Below are 19,062 nucleotides of genomic sequence, written 5' to 3'. Positions count from 1 at the left end.
TAATTTTATACTAAAGCCCTTGCAACAAAATTGCAAGGGCTTTTTTGCGTTTATAGGTGTCCTGTAAAATCACTAATCCCTATCAATCTGTTCGCTCTGAGAAATTACGCCGTACTTGAAGCCAATCTAATAATGGTAAGAAAGTAACGCTATTACTTTAACAATGTGGGCTTAAAGCCAAAGTGCTTCTTGAAGGTGGTGGTAAAATGCGTAGAATGCTTATATCCAACCATCCTGGAAACGTCGGTTACACGTAGTTTGTTATTAGAAAGCAGTTTGCGCGCATGATCCATCTTAACCTCTATAGTATACTGAGCGATGGTCTTCCCATTATATACCTTGAAATATTTTTTCAAATACTGTTCATTCGTTCCTACGATCTTTGCTAATTCCGGAATCGTGATGACTTTGGATAAATCTTGATGAATAACCCTTTTTGCTAGCTGCATCTTATCGTAATGTATCGATTGAATATGACTATCTTCACTAACTACTTCTTTCGATTGGCAGTGAAGTAACTCGAATAAGCGGCTATTTAAAAGGAGTTGATCTAGTGGAGAGTTTTTGTCTTGATCAATAGTCGCAATTTGCTTTATTAGAAAAGTAGATCTACTCGTCGTTCTTACTATACGAGTGCCTGTTGATCCAAATTCTGAGTTAAGCAAGCTTTGCAAACCAAAGTTAGCGATGAATCGCTCGCATAATATTAGTGCGATATAATCACTTGTTTCTCGTCCCATGGAGCTTCTTAAGCATACCCCCTTATCCACATGCGTAATGAATGAGTTTCCTGCTGGTATGGTTATCTGTGTCCCATCCAATTCCACTAAAAACGTTCTGGCAGACGATGCTGTTAATATAATCAAACAGGAGGCTTCTGAGAACATAATTTCATCATTCAGTGTCCTTTTGAAGAAAGAACCTGAGCAGATGTAGGTCTGAAGGTGAGAGAGCACCCGATAATTTTCTGTTTTTGTAGTCTTATTTTCCGAACGCGTCATTTTTTTGGTTCGATTAGTTCTATATTTGCCGCATTAAATTTATTTAGACAAAGTCTAAATGATGTAAATATAGAAAACTAATCTATCAATTAAGCATGTTTAAGCTCAACTTAGGAATTATTATCGCAATCGTGCTTGCGATTGTGAGCAACACTGCCATCGGACAAGTTCATATTACTGTTCAAGGCAGGGTTGTGGATCAAGAATCGGGATCACCCATTGTCGGGGCGAATATTCAAGTACTAGAGAACGATCGTTCTGGGGCAGCGGTGACAGGAACATCCGGGGGATTTTCCATTCGTGCACATGTCGGACAAACACTACGGGTTAATTTTGTAGGATATCGTAGTACAGACATCGTTGTTCGCGGGGAGCGTACTGATTTAATCATCAGCTTGACTCCAGACACTAGAGAACTAGCAGAAGTATTGGTCACAGGAGCCTTAGGAATTAAGCGATCATCTCGTGAATTAGGTACCTCTGCGCAGTCCGTGAATAATGAGGAATTAAATCTCGGTAAGATGGTGAATCCGTTATTGGCACTTTCTAGTAAAGTTGCCGGTTTACGAATCAATGCGACTGATCTGACAACTGGAAAAACAGACCCGGGCGTCCAAGTACGTTTGCGCGGTACAAGGTCATTAAATCGTAATCAAAATGATCCAATTTATGTGGTAGATGGAGTGCCATTACCGGATATCACACGCATTAATCCAAATGATATCGAAGATATCACCGTATTAAAGGGTGCGAATGCGGCAGCATTGTATGGCTCAGAAGGTGTAAATGGAGCTATCATGATCACAACAAAAACAGGTAAATCGGATCGTGGTACAGTAAACTACAGCAACAGCACTATGTTCTCCAATGTATTTTTCCTGCCTCCGCAGCAGACCGAATTTGGTCAAGGCCAAAATGGCGTGTATAGCCCTACGGCCAATGAATCTTGGGGGCCACGTTTCGACGGGGAGATGAAGGACTTTGGATTACCAATCAATGGTGTGCAGCCACAAAAGCTATTCGCTGCGCCTGGAAGAGATAATCGGAAAGATTTTTTCAACACAGGAGTAACGATGCAGAATGATGTTTCCTTTTCTGGCGGTGATGCTAACAGTTCCTACTTCCTGTCATTACAAGATGTACGAATCAAAGGTGTAATTCCTGGAGACGAATCTAGCCGTACAGGTGCGCGTTTTAATGGCTCGCGGCGTTTCAATAAGTTGACAACATCTTTCAATATGAACTATGTTTTCTTCAAGAACAGTACTACCTCAGATGGTCCATGGGCCTCCGTATATGCACAGCCTGCTAATATTGATTATCAGGATGCACGCAATTGGCAGGATCCAACATCACCGAACCATCCATTGAACTGGTATTCGCCATTGGCTGCAGCGCGTAATCCATTCTTCATGGCAGACAATAACCGCCAAACATTCGATCAACATACGATCAATTCTCGTTTGGAATTTAGTTATGAAGTTGCAGACTGGCTAGATGTGATCAATAGGACAGGTCTATACATTCAGTCGGAGCCAGGAAGAGTGACTAACCGCCAGTTGAACTCATCGGTGGCGACACGAAACGTCATCGGAACGGTGAATGATTCGCACCGCGACTATAATCGTTTCAACAATGATTTAATTTTAGACTTCCACAAAAGTTTTGGTGATATCTCTACACGACTATTATTGGGCCAGAACGTAAGAATGGATAATAGAAAAGACATTAATGTGCAAGCCAATAACCTATTGTTTGATGATCTTTTCAATCAAGGATCTAGAACTGGCGAATTGGCTGGTGGTTCTACGATCACGCGTCAGCGTTATTTGGCGACTTACGGCGAATTTACGACAAGCTATAAAAACTATTTGTTCTTAACCTTTACCGGTCGTAACGATCAGACTTCGGTTCTGGATCCAGAAAATAGAAACTATTTCTCTCCGGGAGTAAGTACATCATTCGTCTTTACCGATGCTATCCCGGCATTACGAGATAATCGTGTGTTGAGTTACGGTCGTTTATACAGTTCATTCAATAGAACAGGAAATGTGACCTTAAGTCCTTATGCACTTAATCTGAACTATAATCAGGCGCCAGGTTTCCCCTATGGTAGTTTGGTAGGCTATATTCCGTCAACGGTAGAACCTAATCGCTTCATTAAACCTGAATTTGTACGTTCATTCGAAGTAGGTGCACAATTGGGATTGTTTAATAATCGATTAAATGCTGACATTGCCTATGCCTATTCGGACTCTAAAGACCAAATCTTCAACAGCCAAGTCTCCAGAGCAACAGGTTTCAATACGTCAACCGTAAACGCCGGACAGATGGTTAACAGCACCCTAGAGGTCGCCTTGAATGGAGCAGCTATTCGCGGAACTAACTTTCGCTGGGATGTAGGTTTGAACTTTACCTATACGAAAACCGAAGTATTGAATCTGTTCACAGGTAACGAATTCACTATCTTCCGCCAGCAGTATGCCATTGTGGGTGAGCAATATCCTACCTTAAGGATGAGTGATTTCGACCGAGATCCTGCGACAGGGAAGATAATTTTGGATCCAAATGGAAATATTCGATTAAGTGAAGATGAAACCATTTTGGGAACCATGGTACCTCCCTATCTTTTTGGATTTAACTCTAACTTCAAATACAAAGGCTTTACTTTAGGTTTCCAGATAGATGCTCGTCTGGGTGCGTGGATGTATTCGGAGGTACTTCCTAGGATGTATACAGCAGGAACTCATGCCGAAACAGCGCAGTACAACAGAGAACCATTTATTATGCCGAATACTATGATCCGTACGGCGGATGGCTCACTCGTAGAAAACACTGATGTGTATTCCAGAGGAGATCGTGCTTGGTGGGATGCATATGGGAGAGTGCAGACTGTAACGGCAGCTAAAGGAGATTACTTAAAATTAAGGGAGCTTTACATCGGGTTCGATCTTCCAGCTCGCCTACTCGCTGGGCAAAAGGTTATTCGTGGTGCTTCGCTGGGATTGGTTGGTAATAACTTATTTATCATCAGTCATGATTCTAACCAGATTGGTGATCCAGAAGCTTTATACAATTCTACGGATGGTTATTCGAGCTTTCGGCAGATTCCGACGGCAAGATCTTTCGGATTTAACATTAACGTAGCGTTTTAATATTGATACAGATGAAATTATATATAATCAAAATAGGACTTTTAATAGTTGCATCATTTAGTTTGATCTCTTGTAAGGATTTTCTCGAGGTAAACGATAACCCGAATGCACCTACTAATGATAACCTTAGCCTGAGCGTTAAACTCTCTGCAGCGCTTAATAGTTCTGCTAATTACGAAGCAACCCAGTTAAACCAAATTGGTGGTTTTTGGGGCGGCTATTGGGGTACAGCTGGCGAAGCAGCTAGTTCATTTTCCACCCTGAAAAATTATAATGGACCAGGTATTCGCGATACGCGAGATGGTATTCCAGTTTGGGAGACCACTTACACGAATTTGTTCTACTACAAACAAATTCTGGAGCAGGCCGATCTGGAAGCGTCTTTGTTTTATGAAGGGATTGCCAAGGTGATGACCGCTTATCATTATTTCATTTTGGTAGATTTCTATAACAATGTGCCATTTGAGCAGGCGCTGCAAGGATCCCTATACTTACAGCCAGTTTATGAACCGGGCAGAGATGTATACCAGAAGTCGATGGATTTGATCACTGAAGGTATTGCCGAGATTAAGTCGGCCAGCAATGCACCTGGCGCAGATGATGTTCTGTTTCGGGGAGATCGTACCAAGTGGGCGCAATTTGGAAATACACTCAAACTGCGGGCATTGTTAAGACAATCCCAAGTATCAGATCAGAGTGGATATATTACACAAGAGGTAGCGAAGATTGTGCAAGAAGGTTCTGGTTTTCTGCTGGATAATGCTATGGTAAATCCAGGATACCTGAATACAGCCGGTAGAATGAATCCATTCTTTGAAACCTACTACCGTAATAATGCAGGTGTAGCTGTAGCTAATTATGGCAACATACGCCCTACACGCTATCTATTAGCGAAATATGCTGAGTACAATGATCCAAGACTAGGCCAAAACTTTGTCACGGTGAATAATGCATATCAAGGTGTCGTATTTGGAGATAATACAGTATCGCCTGAATTTGCTTCGGCTAATACCTCTGCCATGAAAGGGCCAGTAGAAAATGGAGCAACGCCAGCCGGAGTACTGAAAAGCTTCAATCAAGGCAGTATGGTGATTTCTTCGGCAGAAGCCTATTTTTTACAGGCAGAAGCTGCAGAAAGAGGATGGATTTCAGCCAATAGTACTACTTTATATAACAGCGCGATCCAATCCTCTTTTAACTATCAGTTTAATGTCAATAACTATAATATTGCTACTTACATCGCGCAACCAAGTGTCAATATAGATGTCGCTCCAAATAAAATAGAACGTATAATCACACAGAAGTGGCTGGCTTTAAGTGGATTGAATAACATCCAAGCTTGGCACGATCACAAAAGACTAGGTATACCTGCGTTTCCGGCATCAGTAACCAGTCCGACACCGGGGGCATATCCACGTCGCTTCATGTACCCGGAAACGGAATTAAATTCCAATAATCAAAATGCTTCCAGCCAAGGAGATGTAGGAGTGCTTACGGGAAGAGTCTGGTGGGATGTGAGATAGATAAAAGTATGTGAAGCAATTAACTTAAAGGATTGCGGCGTATGATCAAATACTAATTTCGAAACGTTTCCATAATAAATAATCCCACTATAGTGTTGTAAAGCACTGTAGTGGGATTATTTATTTTCCAACGTATTAAAGGTCTACTGGCTCTTAGGCGCGACCATAGCGCCTAAAATCATTTCCATAACAGCTACAGCAATAGCAAAAAAGAAAGCAGACCAGAAACCATCTACCTGAAATTTATTGCCCATGATAGTACTGCTTAACATTATCATTAAGACGGTAATGATAAATGAAACCAGGCCAAATGTAAGCCAGTTCAAAGGGAAAGTGAATAGTCTCAAAATACCACCCACAATACCGTTTACCAAGCCAATGACCAGCCCTGTGATAATAGCCCAACCAAATCCGGCTACTGAAACGCCCGGGATAATATACGATGCTCCTGCTATGATAAGCCCCGTAAGAAGTAAAGAAAGTATAAAATGCATAATTAATGGTGTTAAGTTGTGATTCAATGAAATGCAGGGCAAAATAAATGCCAAATCACTTGATTGTTATTGGCTAACTTTTTATTTTTATAATGAACTAATTGTAAGGCATCACAATCAGCTGTGAAGCGTAAAATCCTCCAAACGTATGAAAAGAGAGCTAACCGCCGAAGAAGCAACGGCTGTCAGAAAATTTATTGGAAAGAAAGGATTTCGGAACAATGATATGTGCTCGGCTATGTTTGCAGACTTTGCACCAATGGTACAAGATGAATTAGTTAAAGATACTGAAGTTGAGTTGCATGAAGCGATTCAAAAAGCGTATGCCGCTCTTGGGGCTATAGGCTTCAGCTCTATGGAAGATGCGTACCAGCGGAAATTACAACGGTGGCACTGGAAAAATCTCCAGGCAGATACACGTGGCTATACTTCTTCTACTCGTGGTATCTTGCTATTGATTTTATTAACAATTTTTGCATACTTTCTATATCGCTCTACTCATAAAGATTTCCAAGAGGGAGTGCGTTACGGTATTGGTATTACTATGTTAATAGCATTCGCAATTCTATTGTTGCAGCATCGCCCGGTGTCTAAAAATTACACAGCATACAAATCATTTGTAGGCTTAGGCTTTGTTCTATTCTCTTTTATAATCAATTTGCAGATTTTTACGATTTCGCTGGACGATCAATTTCCAGCGATAGTGCAAAGTGTCTTATTTGTTGTTACGGCCTACTCATCAACTATTTTCGTAAATGTATTCGACAAAGGGCTCAAAAGGGTTGTTACAGAGATGGATGCACTAGAACTAAACCCTACCTAGTGATAAAATCAATTCATGTTAGATATTCGTGTATAAAACTATGTTGGCATAGTAAATAATTCGTATATTGACCTTGACTATTATTATAAACAACAAGAGCTATGGAGAAATTTATGTTATCATGTATGACGATGCTATTGACGATAGCGTTGTTTGCACAATCAAATGATCCTATTTTAGGCAAATGGGAAAACTCCAGTAAAGAAGGTCGTATTGAGATTTTCAAACGAGGAGACAAGTACTTTGGCAAGTTATACTGGATCAAAGATTCATCGAAAAAGGACGTCAAAAATCCAGATAAAAGTAAGCAAGATCGAAAAATTGAAGGATTGGAGATTTTAACCAATTTTACCAAAAAAGGCAATACTTATGAAGGTGGTGAGATCTATGATCCGAAATCAGGTAAAACCTACAGCTGTAAGATGACGCCCAAAGGAGACAAGCTGGAAGTACGCGGTTTTGTAGGCGTTAGCTTACTTGGACGTACCGAAGTATTTACACGTATTAAATAAAGCTCCACGAAGTGGTAAAAAGAGGAAGGACAGCGCAAACTGTCCTTTTTTTGTTGCGCTAGTGTACGCTCATCAATGGATCATGCGAGCCACAAAAATGTTGTATCTTTGAATAGATACGCACAAAAAAGCATTAAGATATATGTACCATAACTTGCAAGCCGCTCTACAGAAAGAGTTAGCGGAAATCCAGGAAGCCGGACTTTATAAGAAAGAACGCATTATCACCACACCTCAGGGAGCAGATATTAAAATCAATACCGGACAGGAAGTCATCAACTTCTGCGCAAATAACTACCTCGGATTATCCTCCCACCCTGATGTGATAGCGGCCGCAAAGGCCGCGATTGATTCGCATGGATACGGCATGTCTTCTGTACGTTTCATCTGCGGTACACAAGATACACACAAGCAATTAGAAGATAAGCTCTCGCAATTTCTGGGAACAGAAGATACCATATTGTATGCAGCAGCTTTTGATGCGAATGGAGGAGTTTTCGAGCCTTTGTTTGGTGCAGAAGATGCGATTATCTCCGACGAACTTAATCATGCATCGATTATTGATGGCGTACGTCTGTGTAAGGCACAACGTTTCCGTTATAAAAACTGTGACATGCAAGATCTGGAGGCGCAACTGCAAGCTGCGTCTGGTGCGCGCCACCGCATTATTGTGACCGATGGTGCATTTTCAATGGATGGTTCTGTAGCGCCTTTAGATAAAATTTGTGACTTGGCGGATAAATACGATGCGTTGGTGATGATTGATGAATCTCACTGTTCCGGCTTTATTGGTAAAACAGGCCGCGGTACACATGAGCTTTGTGATGTAATGGGCAGGATAGATATTATTACTGGTACGTTAGGCAAGGCATTAGGTGGAGCGTCCGGTGGTTTTACGTCTGGTCGTAAAGAGATTATAGATATGTTGCGTCAGCGCTCCAGACCTTATCTATTTTCTAATACCTTGGCGCCTGCTATTGTGGGTGCATCTATCGCTGTGTTGGATATGTTGAGCGAGACCACCACACTGCGGGATAAGCTGGAAGATAATACCACGTATTTCAGAGAGAAAATGACTGCCGCAGGATTTGACATCAAGCCAGGCGTACATCCTATAGTGCCAGTTATGCTGTACGATGCAAAGTTGGCACAAGAATTTGCTGCCAAAATGCTAGAGGAAGGCATTTACGTAATCGGCTTCTATTATCCGGTAGTGCCAAAAGATAAAGCACGTATCCGCGTACAGATCTCAGCTGGGCACGAAAGAGAACACCTAGATAAAGCTATTGCAGCATTTACCAAGGTAGGCAAAGAGCTTAAAGTAATATCATAAAGCTAATCCTAAAAAGTAATCATTGAACTCGTTGCTGACCGTATTGGTCCGTAACAGAAAATGTTTTAAACAACACATGCGAACCATTCGGTTCGCATGTGTTGTTTAAATTCTTATCCAAGTAAATGACTCACTACTATTTTTTAAGTTTAGCCTGTAGTACATCTTCCATTATTTCATAACCGGCCGCAGTAGGGTGTACGCCATCTTTTGCATACTTTTCCGGCAACCCATTTCGCTCATCTTTCAGTGCCGAGTGGTAATCGACGAATGGAATGCCGTTACTGTCTGCATAGTACCGAATAAGTGTATTGAGTTGGATGATCTGATCGGCAGCATCCTGAATTTCTGCTCGCCAACTAAACTCATAAGCGGGTAATACCGAGCATAATAGCACTTCAATCTTGTGATGTTGCGCTAATTCGACCATAGAAATGATATTGCCCAAGACGTTTTCTAGAGATATGAAGCCCTGGTTTTGTGCGATGTCGTTGGTGCCCGCCAAAATAACGACGGCTCTGGGTTGCAGTTCCAGTACATCTTTTCGAAAGCGTACCAACATTTGTGAACTGGTTTGTCCGCCAATTCCTCTGCCTATGTACCCGTTTTTAGTAAAAAAATCTGGTCGTGAATTCTTCCAGCCTTCTGTTATAGAATTACCCATAAACACGACTTGTCCACTCTTCTCCTGCGGGTTTGCGGCTGCGTATTTTGAAAAATTTGCCCAATCGGCCTTGTTTTGCGCCGAAGTGTTGTGCATCATAAACAGGGATATTACGAGTGTTAAAAGCCATTTCATATTAAGAAATCTTTATTATTCAACTATTCCAAATATATCATTTAAAATGTAGTGATTAGTTGTTTTTATTTTTTTACTTTTGCACCTTAGAATTTTACACGACAAGCTGTAGCATGCAGAACATCAGAAACATAGCGATTATCGCTCACGTTGACCACGGTAAAACCACGTTGGTTGACAAGATTCTCTATTTCACGAATCAGTTCAGAGAAAATGAAAACGCAGGAGAACTCATCCTGGATAACAACGATTTGGAACGTGAGCGTGGTATCACTATCGTTTCCAAAAACGTATCAGTTACCTATAAGGATGTTAAAATAAACATTATTGATACCCCTGGTCACGCCGATTTTGGCGGTGAGGTAGAGCGCGTATTGAAAATGGCGGATGGCGTTGTTCTATTAGTAGATGCCTTTGAAGGTCCGATGCCTCAAACACGTTTTGTAACGGGTAAAGCACTAGCTTTAGGTATCAAGCCTATCGTTGTCGTCAACAAAGTAGACAAAGAAAACTGTCGTCCGGATGAAGTATACGAAAGTGTATTCGACTTATTCTTCAACTTGGATGCCACAGAAGATCAATTAGACTTCCCTGTATTATACGGGTCTTCTAAGCAAGGTTGGATGTCTACAGATTGGAAACAACCGACAACAGACTTCACCGATTTGTTAGATGCGATCTTAGCACATATCCCAGCGCCTAAAGTATCTGAAGGAACGCTTCAAATGCAAGTAACTTCTCTAGATTACTCTACTTTCGTTGGTCGTATCGCGATCGGACGTGTAGCGCGTGGAGTTATCAAAGAAAATCAACCAGTATCGCTTGTAAAGCGTGATGGTAAGATTGTAAAATCTCGTGTGAAAGAACTTCAAGTATTTGAAGGCCTTGGTCGTATTAAGGTTTCTGAGGTGAAAGCAGGTGATATCTGTGCGGTAGTAGGTATTGATGGATTTGATATTGGTGATACCATTGCTGATTTCGAAAACCCAGAGCAACTGGAGGTGATGAGCATTGATGAGCCAACAATGAACATGTTGTTCACGATCAATAACTCTCCATTCTTTGGTAAAGAAGGTAAATTGGTAACATCTCGTAATATTTACGATCGTTTGCAAAAGGAGTTGGAGAAAAACTTGGCACTACGCGTAGTACCAACCGAATCTCCGGATGCTTGGTTAGTATATGGTCGTGGTATCCTCCATTTGTCTGTATTGATTGAGACCATGCGTCGCGAGGGTTACGAATTACAGGTGGGTCAGCCGCAAGTAATTGTAAAAGAAATCGACGGTGTTAAATGTGAGCCTATCGAGGAGTTGGTAGTAGACGTTCCTGCAGAAGTTTCTGGTAAGGTAATCGAGCTAGTTACACAGCGTAAAGGCGAGCTTTTAATTATGGAAGCCAAAGGCGATATGCAACATTTAGAGTTTGCAATTCCTTCCCGTGGTATTATCGGTTTGCGTAATAACGTATTGACAGCTACAGCTGGTGAGGCTGTAATGGCGCACCGTCTGAAAGGGTATGAGCCATGGAGAGGACCGATCCCAGGTCGCTTGGCAGGAGTATTGATTTCTTTGGATACAGGTTCTACAACGGCTTATTCTATTGATAAATTACAAGACCGTGGTCGTTTCTTCGTAGATCCGGGAGTGGATATTTACGAAGGTCAGATCTTGGGTGAGCACATTCGTGACAATGATTTAACGATTAATGTAACCAAAGGAAAGCAGTTGACTAACATGCGTGCATCTGGTTCAGATGATAACGCTCGTATTGCACCAGCGATCAAATTCTCTTTGGAAGAGTGTATGGAGTATATCCAAGCCGACGAGTACATTGAAGTAACGCCTCAAAGCATGCGTTTACGTAAAATCTATTTGACGGAAGGCGATCGTAGAGTGAACGCGAAGAAATTCCAATAAGATTCTATTAGTTTCCTTTCGAAGGATTCTATTTATCCATAAAAAAGCTGCTATCAGACCTGATAGCAGCTTTTTTTATTAGATTATAGGAAGGTGTTTTATATATTTTTCATACATTTGAGATATTTTTATAATTATGAAATTTTTTTACTCACTTTTATCTGTACTCATTTTAACCGTAGCTTGTTCGAAAAATACTTTGGAGCTACCGGTAGAAGTAGAGGAATCTCCTGAACCAGAACAAAAAGAAATTGAATATTTTCCATTTGCATTGAGGGTAGACAACATAGAGGTAGATATATTTCAAGCAGTAACTTTCAAATTAATTGATTCGGTTGCAAAAGATGAGGGTAATTTTTTTTCCTTTTTAAAATATAAGGTATTGGATTCTCTGATTTGGAATGTAGAAGGCGCGACAAATAAGGTACATCTTGTTGAGCATGATGAAAGTGGGTTCGGTGTCAAAACAGAATGGGGACATAATTTTTATGCACCAGGAGAATACAAAACATACCTTAAAGGTTATCGCGAAGGTAATCAGGTGGTCAATGATTCCATTCTGGTGCTCGTTAATACCCCTAAGGATAAAGATTTTTTACAATTCTCTTGGTCTGAGATAGTAGCGCCATTAACTGCCCATATCGGTTATGTTAATAATAATACAGAGGAATACCATTTTAGTACAGTATCTGGTTTGAGAGATGGGATTAAATCAATTTCTTTAAATCTCTTCTACGATAAGTATAATGGCGAAGCCTATAAATCAGCACCTGCGGATCTACCAGAGCAAGCGAGAACGGTATTAGTGAACTACATCACTTCGATGTATGGGCCGGAGAAATATTCTTCAGAAAGTGTGGATGTTTTATCAATTTATAAAGCATTATTTCTGACGCCATTGTTAGACAAAGAAGTTGTCAAAATTTGGTCCACGCCTACCGCTAATATTGCATTAGTCAAAGGACTTATTGAATACGGACGTCCAGCACGCTATAGTGTCTTAGCGGAACCGATATACAAATAATACAAAGAACCCTAATAACAGAAAAGCTCCGGAAGATCATATCTTCCGGAGCTTTTCTGTTATTGCTATACGATATATATAGTCTTAGTTAGTTCCTGCTTCGCGTTTTGCGTCTTGTTGCATTTTCTCACTAGCTACAATAACGATCTCTACACGGCGATTTTCTGCACGTCCTGCATCGGTGTCATTACTTGCAATTGGCTCGGAAAAATTCTTTCCTTGCGTCTTCACTCTACCACCTGTTAAACCTTGAGAAACAGCATAATCACGTACTGATTTAGCGCGACCTTCAGAAACTTTTTGGTTGGCATTCATAGATCCCACATTGTCTGTGTGTCCAATCACCAAAATCTCTGTGTCAGGCTCTTTATTTAAGGTCTCTACCAATTTGGCAATATTTGTCTTTGCATCACCTTTTAACTGTGTGCTATTAAAGTCGAAGAGGATACCGCTATCAAACTTCACAATGATACCTTCATCTGATTTGATTACCTCAGCACCTGCAACGGCATTTTCGATTTCCTTCGCTTGATTATCCATCTTACGACCGATTAACCCTCCTGCAGCTCCACCGATCACAGCACCAGCGATAGCACCTACAGCAGTATTACCTGCTTTTCCACCGATCAATGCACCTAAAGCACCTCCGGCTGTCGTGCCGATCACCGCACCTTTAGTTGTGCTACTTGTATTTTGTATGGTAGAACAGCTCGCAAATAACATTGCTGATGTCGCTAAAGACAAACCATAAACGGATAATTTTTTGTTAATTGTCATAACCTAAAAGATAAATGTATACTTCTGAATAGAATATAAACAAAGTAAATGCCAAAATAAATTTATCATGGATAAAAGAAGGCACATGGCTCTTCCTGAGGAAGTTATTTCTCCTGTTTGGGGATTTCCAGCTTAGGTAATTTTTGAGATTTAGGTCGCCCTTCGGCTTCCCAAGATTCGAAAGACTTGTTGATATACACCATCAGATCGTAACGCCCCCAACGCTCCGCGGTAGACAAAGACGGCCGGTACCAATCCATAAAAGATTGTAAATCTTCTCCTTCTAGACCTGTCAGCTCCGTTACGATACTCTTACTAAAAATACGGTCAATTTTAGTCTCTTCCAACTCCTGGTTCATGTACTCCTCAAAGCGTCTGGCATTTTTGGGTTCCTTACCGAATAAGTTATATAAGGCTGTCGCCGGACTGGCCAAGTACGTGCCCACCGAGTTGTGTCCGCCGCGGTAAACCCCTTTGCGTTCGTAATCTCGCAACATTCCGCGCATTTCGGATTCACGCGTGCCGCGGGATACAACAACAGTTTCGATCTGTAAGCCAGATTGCATTTCCAGGATAATATCTTCCACGGTGTTGATCTGCGTTTTGATGGTGCCGTAGCCTATTTTCTCAATCGATATGCTATCGCCAATAGCCACAGGAATCGTAAAGATGCCCTGCATAGACGTTCGCGTCTTTTGTTGCGAATTCAGGTTAGTGACATTCGCATCTGCAATGCGCGTATTGTTTGTACCACGTTCCAATATCATACCAGAGATATTCCTGCGCTCATCCGCGCCAGACTGGGCAGATGTACGTTGGCTCATCGCAAGAAATATGCAAAAGGCAAAAATAATATATGAAAATAAGCGGGTCATGTAAAAATCTAAATTAACCAAAGATCATCATTAACGTATGTTAAATAACGCTAAACCTTCTATTTGAAAGGGTAAAACACAAAATTTGCCCCTTCTGGAACTACAACAAACAGACACATGTATTGATCAACAGGTTTAAACTGTTTGATAAAATAATCCTTGCGGTCTTCCTTGATGATGCCACGCTCAACGAATTCTTCGAGCGAACTTACATTGATAGTCCAGGAAGTATTCAACTCCATTTTGTCTAGGATCACCTCGCCAATTTTCACACTATGTTGATGCGCAACGAAGATCGGATGTGCGGAAAATTGCTCCGAGACCAAATCGGCGGAAACCTCTTTAATTGCATCGCTGTAAAAATTCAGATCTATTTTAAGGCTTTCCAAAGGACTGTTGCTCTTACCTTTTTCGTTGCCATTCCCCGAAGGTTCTGCCAGTAATTCTTCTATATTCATGGTACTACTTTCTGATTAAAAGAACCACGTTTTCTACGTGTTGCGTGTGTGGGAACATGTCTACCGGCTTAATGCGCTCGACTTGATATTTCCCAGAAAGCAACTCAATGTCACGTGCTTGCGTCGCCGCATTACAACTTACATATACGATTTTTGCTGCTTCTACATCCAACAAGCACTTGATTACGTCCGTGTGCATGCCTGCTCTCGGCGGATCCGTGATGATAATATCTGGCTTACCGTGCTCGTTCACAAATGGTATGGTCAGCACATCCTTCATGTCACCAGCGTAGAATTTTGTGTTGTTGATATCGTTAAGTTGCGAGTTGATCTTTGCGTCCTCGATAGCAGATGGTACATATTCTATGCCAATCACTTGGTGTGCATTACGTGCTACAAAGTTGGCGATGGTGCCAGCACCTGTATATAAATCATATACTGTCTCTTTGCCAGTAAGATCGGCAAAATCACGCGTGATTTTATATAATTCATAAGCTTGTGCTGAATTGGTCTGGTAGAATGATTTTGGCCCTACCTTAAATTTCAGCCCTTCCATCTCTTCGTAAATGAAATCGCGACCGCGATAAAGCATAATCTCTTGATCAAAGATCGTGTCATTACCTTTCTGGTTTACGATGTACAGGAGCGATGCAAGTGTTGGGAACTTAACAGATATAAATTCCATCAACTGATCGATCTGCTCTTGTGTCGGATAAGCGAATACAACAATTACCATTACTTCACCGGTAGAAGCCGTGCGAATAATGACGTTTCGAAGTGCCCCTTGATGCGCCCGTAGATCGTAAAAAGAAATTCCGTGGTCTACGGCATAAGCACGAATGCTATTTCTGATATCATTGGAAGGATCGGCTTGTAAGAAACAATGGTCTATATCCAAAATCTTGTCGAAACGGCCAGGTACGTGAAAGCCCAATGCATTCATATCCTGCTCATCGACCTGCTCATCTTTATTTGTCAGCCAACGTTTGTTGGAAAAAGTATATTCTAACTTGTTGCGGTAGTAGGCAGTCTCTTGAGAGCCCAATATGGTTTCCATCGAAGAAGTATCCACTTTGCCAATACGGCTCAGCACATTACTTACATATTTCTCCTTGAAGTGCAACTGTGCTTCGTAATTCATGTGCTGCCACTTGCAACCACCACACACGCCAAAGTGTGGACAGAAAGGCTCTACCCGATGTGGAGACGGCGTCTTTACAGCAGTAACTTTTCCCTCTACTAAATTCTTTTTCTTGCGAAGCAGTTCTACGTCAACGATATCACCTGGTATTGCCTTCTCAATAAACATTACCAGTTCGTCTTGTTTCGCCACGCCTCTTCCTTCTTCGGCGATGTCAATTATCTCTATATCAGAGACAAATTTCTTGTCCTGAGGTATTCTCTTTCCCATTTGGGCACAAAAATACGCTTTTAATTTTATATGTGACTGTCGGGAAATGCCTAAGGCGAGGATGTGCCTTTATGGTTTCAGCAACTGGAGCAACTTTTTGCTGTGTAAATACTCAAAGTGCCTTTGTTCTAAAAAGAAGTTTTTGTCCAGAATGAGGGTTGTTGGTAGCACCAGTTGTTCATTCCTGGCGCCCAGCAACACGGCCAGATCGTGGTATTGGCCCCTTCTTTTTTTTACGGATTTATTGGTGAACAGCTGCCCGTCAAAGAAAATGCTATCTGTTGTTTCTACATCCAGCTGAACCGCATAATAATATTGATTGATTCGAGTGATTACAGCTGGATTTGTAAAGACCTCTCGTTCCATCTTTTTACAATAAACACACCAGTCTGCTTGAAAAAAAATCAATGTTTTTTTAGGCTCCTTTGCCAGAGAATCTGCTAGTTCTTCGAACGATAGCCAGTGTATTTTCAATCCTTCCTGCGCCATGGTGTACGGCGCAGGAAGAAATGAACAAAACAGGAAGATCCAGCAATAGAATCGTGTCTTCATATTTTCTTAGTGTGTGAAATTGCCAATCTTCACACCCACAAAATAGGTGCGTGGTCTGGCTGGTCCATAAATATAATCCGAATCACGATGCGCCCCTCTATCAAAATCATTCTGATAGCTGTTAAAAATATTCTGTACGCCACCACTTAGTTCTAGGGAAAAACTGTTGTTTACATGAATCATGCGAGATAAACGTAGGTTTATCTCCATAAACTCTCTAGACTGTACCAAATCCAGAAATCCGGATTCTCGCACTACGTGAGGAACAATCATAGATCCGGTATATACACCGGTCACATCTACGCCAAAATCCTCCGTTACGCGCCAGTTGGTGTTTAAGTAACCATAGCTATTTGGCGTACGCACTAAGTTGCGTGTAAATACAGCTGGGTCGCCGTCAACTTTGTCTTCTCCCTTAAACAATTCCTGATCTTCGCGATAGCGGTTCGTTTGGATTGTGCCGCCAAATTGAAAAGTCAGACGATCAGATGGTGCGATACCCACTTCTACGTTTGTTCCAGCTACATAAAGCCCTGCTCCGTTTACCATTTGTTGTAAGCGTATATTGTCGCCTATCACACCCTGAGAAACGTATGTGAATGGATTTCTGATATCCGTAAAGAAACCTTCTACCAAAATGTTGGCTTGGGTAGATGCAATGGCTTTGGTGAAGTTAATAGACGCGGTGTAAGAGTTGGAAAACTCTGTGCGCAAATCTTCTCCCATCAATATAAACTGCTGATCGCCACCAACAGAAGATACATGCATGTCTTCGTCAAAAGCCTGAGGTGCGCGGAATCCACGAGCATATCCGCCGCGAAGTTGAAAAACCTCATCAATGTCGTACAATAAGGTAATACGCGGACTAAATGCGGACACCGATACGTCGGAAGCTCGGTTTATATCTCCTAAGAAATAACTTCCAGACACGTTCACATGGTCAAAACGCCCGCCAAGCAAAGCCTTGAAGCGATCGGTAGGTTTCCACTCGTATTGCGCGTAAATACCGGTGCTGTTTACCTTTTGTTCAATTGCTCGGTTATATCCTGGGATTTCGTCGTCTACTTGACTGTGATTGTATTCAATACCCGTGGTAAATACATCTTCATTCTTCAGGGTATGCGCGAGCTGTCCGCCTCCAACAAAGGCAAAATCCTTGGTTGTGCCATAGGCATTGGCAGCCCGCAGACTGTCAGCTGCCGTACGCTCCCCACCCAAGCCACCATAGTAGCTTTTTCTTACTGTGCGTTGAGCAGACGCATACGCGCTATATTTTGTGCGGTAATCCTTACTATATTGATCAAAGGTCAATCCGCCCATAAAGGTATTATGATCTAGCTGCTCGGTAATATCTGTGAAATGTGGCGCCAAATGTAATCGGTCACCGCCACGGCGGAACTCTTTGATCGCACTAAAATCTATCGTAAGCTTATTTAATTCGGAGAACTTGAAGAATGCCTTTGAACCGAAAGCAGTGCTTTCTAATTCAGTAATCTCTGTAAAGCCATCCCCGTCAGCATCATACGCTTGTCGGCTTCTTTTAGCGCCGTAAAATGTTGCCCCGTGTGTCAGGTCCTCGCTCACCACGGAGGTATTGAAACTTAAGTTGTTGTCTAGGCTTCTTCCATCGATTAATCCGGTATTATTGGCTACTTCCCAACTGTTGATCACTGGATCTTTGGTGATAACATTGATGGTGCCCGCAATAGCATTAGAGCCATATAGTGCCGATCCACCACCCCGCACCACTTCGATCCGTTCGATCATACTAGTAGGAATTTGATCCAGCCCGTACACGCCATTCAATGCGCTAAATATAGGGCGGCTATTCATTAAGATTTGTGAGTAAGCACCATCCAGTCCATTCATTCTTACTTGAGTGAATCCACAGTTTTGGCAATTCACTTCCAGGCGTACGCCTGGTTGGTAGTTTAGGGTCTCCGACATCGCCACGCTTTGTGTCGCATTGATCAGCTTGGAGCCAATTACATTAACGATTACCGGAGATTGTTTCCGGTTTACATCGTACCGGGTAGCACTCACCACTACTTCATTGAGATTAAGTCGGTCTGCTTCAAGTGTTATCTGAAGTGGTGGAGTATTGGTGGCAAGAACTGATACAGATTGCCGAAAAGGGACATAACCGATAGCATCGACTAATATGCGACGGTTTCCTGTCGGTACATTTGCTAATACAAAGTGGCCGCCCTCATCTGTGGTAGTCGCCAATGTCGTTCCTTCGATGCGGACAGTAGCAGTCGTTGCGCCTGTTTTTGTGTTGATCGTGCCGGTTAGCTTGCCCGTAGTTTGCGCATATATATTAAATGATAATAAAGTCAGAAGGACGATATAGAAAAATTTTTCCATGTAGAATGTATTGCTTTTAAGCTTGAGTAAAAGTGATGT

16 protein-coding genes are annotated in these 19,062 nt (G+C 41.8%); 7 read left to right on the top strand and 9 right to left on the bottom strand.

Annotated elements, in window-relative coordinates; translation table 11 throughout:
• Positions 1-152: 152 nt before the first annotated feature.
• A complete protein-coding gene (locus M8998_RS16165; protein WP_249994995.1) occupies positions 153-1,001 on the bottom strand; it encodes a helix-turn-helix domain-containing protein in 849 nt (282 codons plus the stop codon).
• A 95-nt stretch (positions 1,002-1,096) separates the two neighbouring features.
• Between M8998_RS16165 and M8998_RS16160 the strand changes: the two genes are divergently transcribed.
• Positions 1,097-4,156 (top strand): SusC/RagA family TonB-linked outer membrane protein, encoded by a 3,060-nt coding sequence (locus tag M8998_RS16160; protein WP_249994988.1) that lies wholly within the window; start codon positions 1,097-1,099, stop codon positions 4,154-4,156.
• An 11-nt stretch (positions 4,157-4,167) separates the two neighbouring features.
• Positions 4,168-5,679 carry a SusD/RagB family nutrient-binding outer membrane lipoprotein gene (locus tag M8998_RS16155; protein ID WP_249994981.1) on the top strand — a complete coding sequence of 504 codons (1,512 nt, stop codon included), beginning with the start codon at positions 4,168-4,170 and terminating at the stop codon, positions 5,677-5,679.
• 143 nt (positions 5,680-5,822) lie between these two features.
• Here the strand turns inward: M8998_RS16155 and M8998_RS16150 are convergent, their stop codons facing one another.
• Positions 5,823-6,173 carry a phage holin family protein gene (locus M8998_RS16150; RefSeq protein ID WP_249994974.1) on the bottom strand — a complete coding sequence of 117 codons (351 nt, stop codon included), beginning with the start codon at positions 6,171-6,173 and terminating at the stop codon, positions 5,823-5,825.
• Positions 6,174-6,321: 148 nt separating this feature from the next.
• Between M8998_RS16150 and M8998_RS16145 the strand changes: the two genes are divergently transcribed.
• The 3 genes from M8998_RS16145 (at position 6,322) to kbl (ending at position 8,841) form a co-directional block, all read left to right on the top strand.
• Positions 6,322-6,996, top strand: a complete 675-nt coding sequence (locus M8998_RS16145; protein WP_249994969.1) for a hypothetical protein — start codon at positions 6,322-6,324, stop codon at positions 6,994-6,996.
• A gap of 101 nt (positions 6,997-7,097) precedes the next feature.
• Positions 7,098-7,508, top strand: coding sequence for a DUF2147 domain-containing protein (locus tag M8998_RS16140; protein ID WP_249994963.1), 411 nt, complete (start codon positions 7,098-7,100; stop codon positions 7,506-7,508).
• 142 nt (positions 7,509-7,650) lie between these two features.
• Complete coding sequence (kbl, locus tag M8998_RS16135) at positions 7,651-8,841, top strand: glycine C-acetyltransferase (RefSeq protein ID WP_249994961.1); 1,191 nt, start codon at positions 7,651-7,653, stop codon at positions 8,839-8,841.
• 136 nt (positions 8,842-8,977) lie between these two features.
• On the opposite strand, the gene M8998_RS16130 is transcribed toward kbl, so the two are convergent.
• Positions 8,978-9,604 (bottom strand): SGNH/GDSL hydrolase family protein, encoded by a 627-nt coding sequence (locus M8998_RS16130; RefSeq protein WP_249994956.1) that lies wholly within the window; start codon positions 9,602-9,604, stop codon positions 8,978-8,980.
• A gap of 149 nt (positions 9,605-9,753) precedes the next feature.
• Here M8998_RS16130 and typA point away from each other — a divergent pair, with 149 nt between their 5' ends.
• Entirely contained in the window at positions 9,754-11,559 is a 1,806-nt protein-coding gene (typA, locus tag M8998_RS16125; protein ID WP_249994948.1) for a translational GTPase TypA, read from the top strand.
• 136 nt (positions 11,560-11,695) lie between these two features.
• Complete coding sequence (locus M8998_RS16120) at positions 11,696-12,583, top strand: hypothetical protein (protein ID WP_249994923.1); 888 nt, start codon at positions 11,696-11,698, stop codon at positions 12,581-12,583.
• Positions 12,584-12,667: 84 nt separating this feature from the next.
• Here M8998_RS16120 and M8998_RS16115 read toward each other — a convergent pair whose 3' ends face one another.
• The 6 genes from M8998_RS16115 to M8998_RS16090 all read right to left on the bottom strand — a co-directional run bounded on the left by M8998_RS16115 (position 12,668) and on the right by M8998_RS16090 (position 19,023).
• Positions 12,668-13,360 carry a YiaD family glycine zipper/OmpA-like lipoprotein gene (locus M8998_RS16115; protein ID WP_249994916.1) on the bottom strand — a complete coding sequence of 231 codons (693 nt, stop codon included), beginning with the start codon at positions 13,358-13,360 and terminating at the stop codon, positions 12,668-12,670.
• Positions 13,361-13,464: 104 nt separating this feature from the next.
• Positions 13,465-14,184 carry a peptidase associated/transthyretin-like domain-containing protein gene (locus tag M8998_RS16110; RefSeq protein ID WP_249994911.1) on the bottom strand — a complete coding sequence of 240 codons (720 nt, stop codon included), beginning with the start codon at positions 14,182-14,184 and terminating at the stop codon, positions 13,465-13,467.
• A 110-nt stretch (positions 14,185-14,294) separates the two neighbouring features.
• Positions 14,295-14,693, bottom strand: a complete 399-nt coding sequence (locus M8998_RS16105; protein WP_249994905.1) for a hypothetical protein — start codon at positions 14,691-14,693, stop codon at positions 14,295-14,297.
• Positions 14,694-14,697: 4 nt separating this feature from the next.
• Positions 14,698-16,104: a 23S rRNA (uracil(1939)-C(5))-methyltransferase RlmD gene (rlmD, locus tag M8998_RS16100; protein WP_249994900.1), complete on the bottom strand. Its 1,407-nt coding sequence runs from the start codon at positions 16,102-16,104 to the stop codon at positions 14,698-14,700.
• 69 nt (positions 16,105-16,173) lie between these two features.
• Positions 16,174-16,656, bottom strand: a complete 483-nt coding sequence (locus M8998_RS16095; protein WP_249994893.1) for a thioredoxin family protein — start codon at positions 16,654-16,656, stop codon at positions 16,174-16,176.
• A 6-nt stretch (positions 16,657-16,662) separates the two neighbouring features.
• On the bottom strand, positions 16,663-19,023 hold the full coding sequence (locus M8998_RS16090; protein WP_249994880.1) for a TonB-dependent receptor: 2,361 nt from the start codon (positions 19,021-19,023) through the stop codon (positions 16,663-16,665).
• Between the last annotated feature and the right edge of the window lie 39 nt (positions 19,024-19,062).

Source organism: Sphingobacterium sp. lm-10 (genome assembly GCF_023554555.1).
Lineage (GTDB): Bacteria > Bacteroidota > Bacteroidia > Sphingobacteriales > Sphingobacteriaceae > Sphingobacterium.
This window is presented reverse-complemented; position numbering and strand designations above follow the sequence as displayed.

What these genes read in the sequence shown, in the direction of transcription:
- M8998_RS16165 (WP_249994995.1), bottom strand. Translation starts at nt 1,001, where the DNA reads ATGACGCGTTCGGAAAATAAGACTACAAAAACAGAAAATTATCGGGTG.
- M8998_RS16160 (WP_249994988.1), top strand. Translation starts at nt 1,097, where the DNA reads ATGTTTAAGCTCAACTTAGGAATTATTATCGCAATCGTGCTTGCGATT.
- M8998_RS16155 (WP_249994981.1), top strand. Translation starts at nt 4,168, where the DNA reads ATGAAATTATATATAATCAAAATAGGACTTTTAATAGTTGCATCATTT.
- M8998_RS16150 (WP_249994974.1), bottom strand. Translation starts at nt 6,173, where the DNA reads ATGCATTTTATACTTTCTTTACTTCTTACGGGGCTTATCATAGCAGGA.
- M8998_RS16145 (WP_249994969.1), top strand. Translation starts at nt 6,322, where the DNA reads ATGAAAAGAGAGCTAACCGCCGAAGAAGCAACGGCTGTCAGAAAATTT.
- M8998_RS16140 (WP_249994963.1), top strand. Translation starts at nt 7,098, where the DNA reads ATGGAGAAATTTATGTTATCATGTATGACGATGCTATTGACGATAGCG.
- kbl (WP_249994961.1), top strand. Translation starts at nt 7,651, where the DNA reads ATGTACCATAACTTGCAAGCCGCTCTACAGAAAGAGTTAGCGGAAATC.
- M8998_RS16130 (WP_249994956.1), bottom strand. Translation starts at nt 9,604, where the DNA reads ATGATGCACAACACTTCGGCGCAAAACAAGGCCGATTGGGCAAATTTT.
- typA (WP_249994948.1), top strand. Translation starts at nt 9,754, where the DNA reads ATGCAGAACATCAGAAACATAGCGATTATCGCTCACGTTGACCACGGT.
- M8998_RS16120 (WP_249994923.1), top strand. Translation starts at nt 11,696, where the DNA reads ATGAAATTTTTTTACTCACTTTTATCTGTACTCATTTTAACCGTAGCT.
- M8998_RS16115 (WP_249994916.1), bottom strand. Translation starts at nt 13,360, where the DNA reads ATGACAATTAACAAAAAATTATCCGTTTATGGTTTGTCTTTAGCGACA.
- M8998_RS16110 (WP_249994911.1), bottom strand. Translation starts at nt 14,184, where the DNA reads ATGAGCCAACGTACATCTGCCCAGTCTGGCGCGGATGAGCGCAGGAAT.
- M8998_RS16105 (WP_249994905.1), bottom strand. Translation starts at nt 14,693, where the DNA reads ATGAATATAGAAGAATTACTGGCAGAACCTTCGGGGAATGGCAACGAA.
- rlmD (WP_249994900.1), bottom strand. Translation starts at nt 16,104, where the DNA reads ATGGGAAAGAGAATACCTCAGGACAAGAAATTTGTCTCTGATATAGAG.
- M8998_RS16095 (WP_249994893.1), bottom strand. Translation starts at nt 16,656, where the DNA reads ATGAAGACACGATTCTATTGCTGGATCTTCCTGTTTTGTTCATTTCTT.
- M8998_RS16090 (WP_249994880.1), bottom strand. Translation starts at nt 19,023, where the DNA reads ATGGAAAAATTTTTCTATATCGTCCTTCTGACTTTATTATCATTTAAT.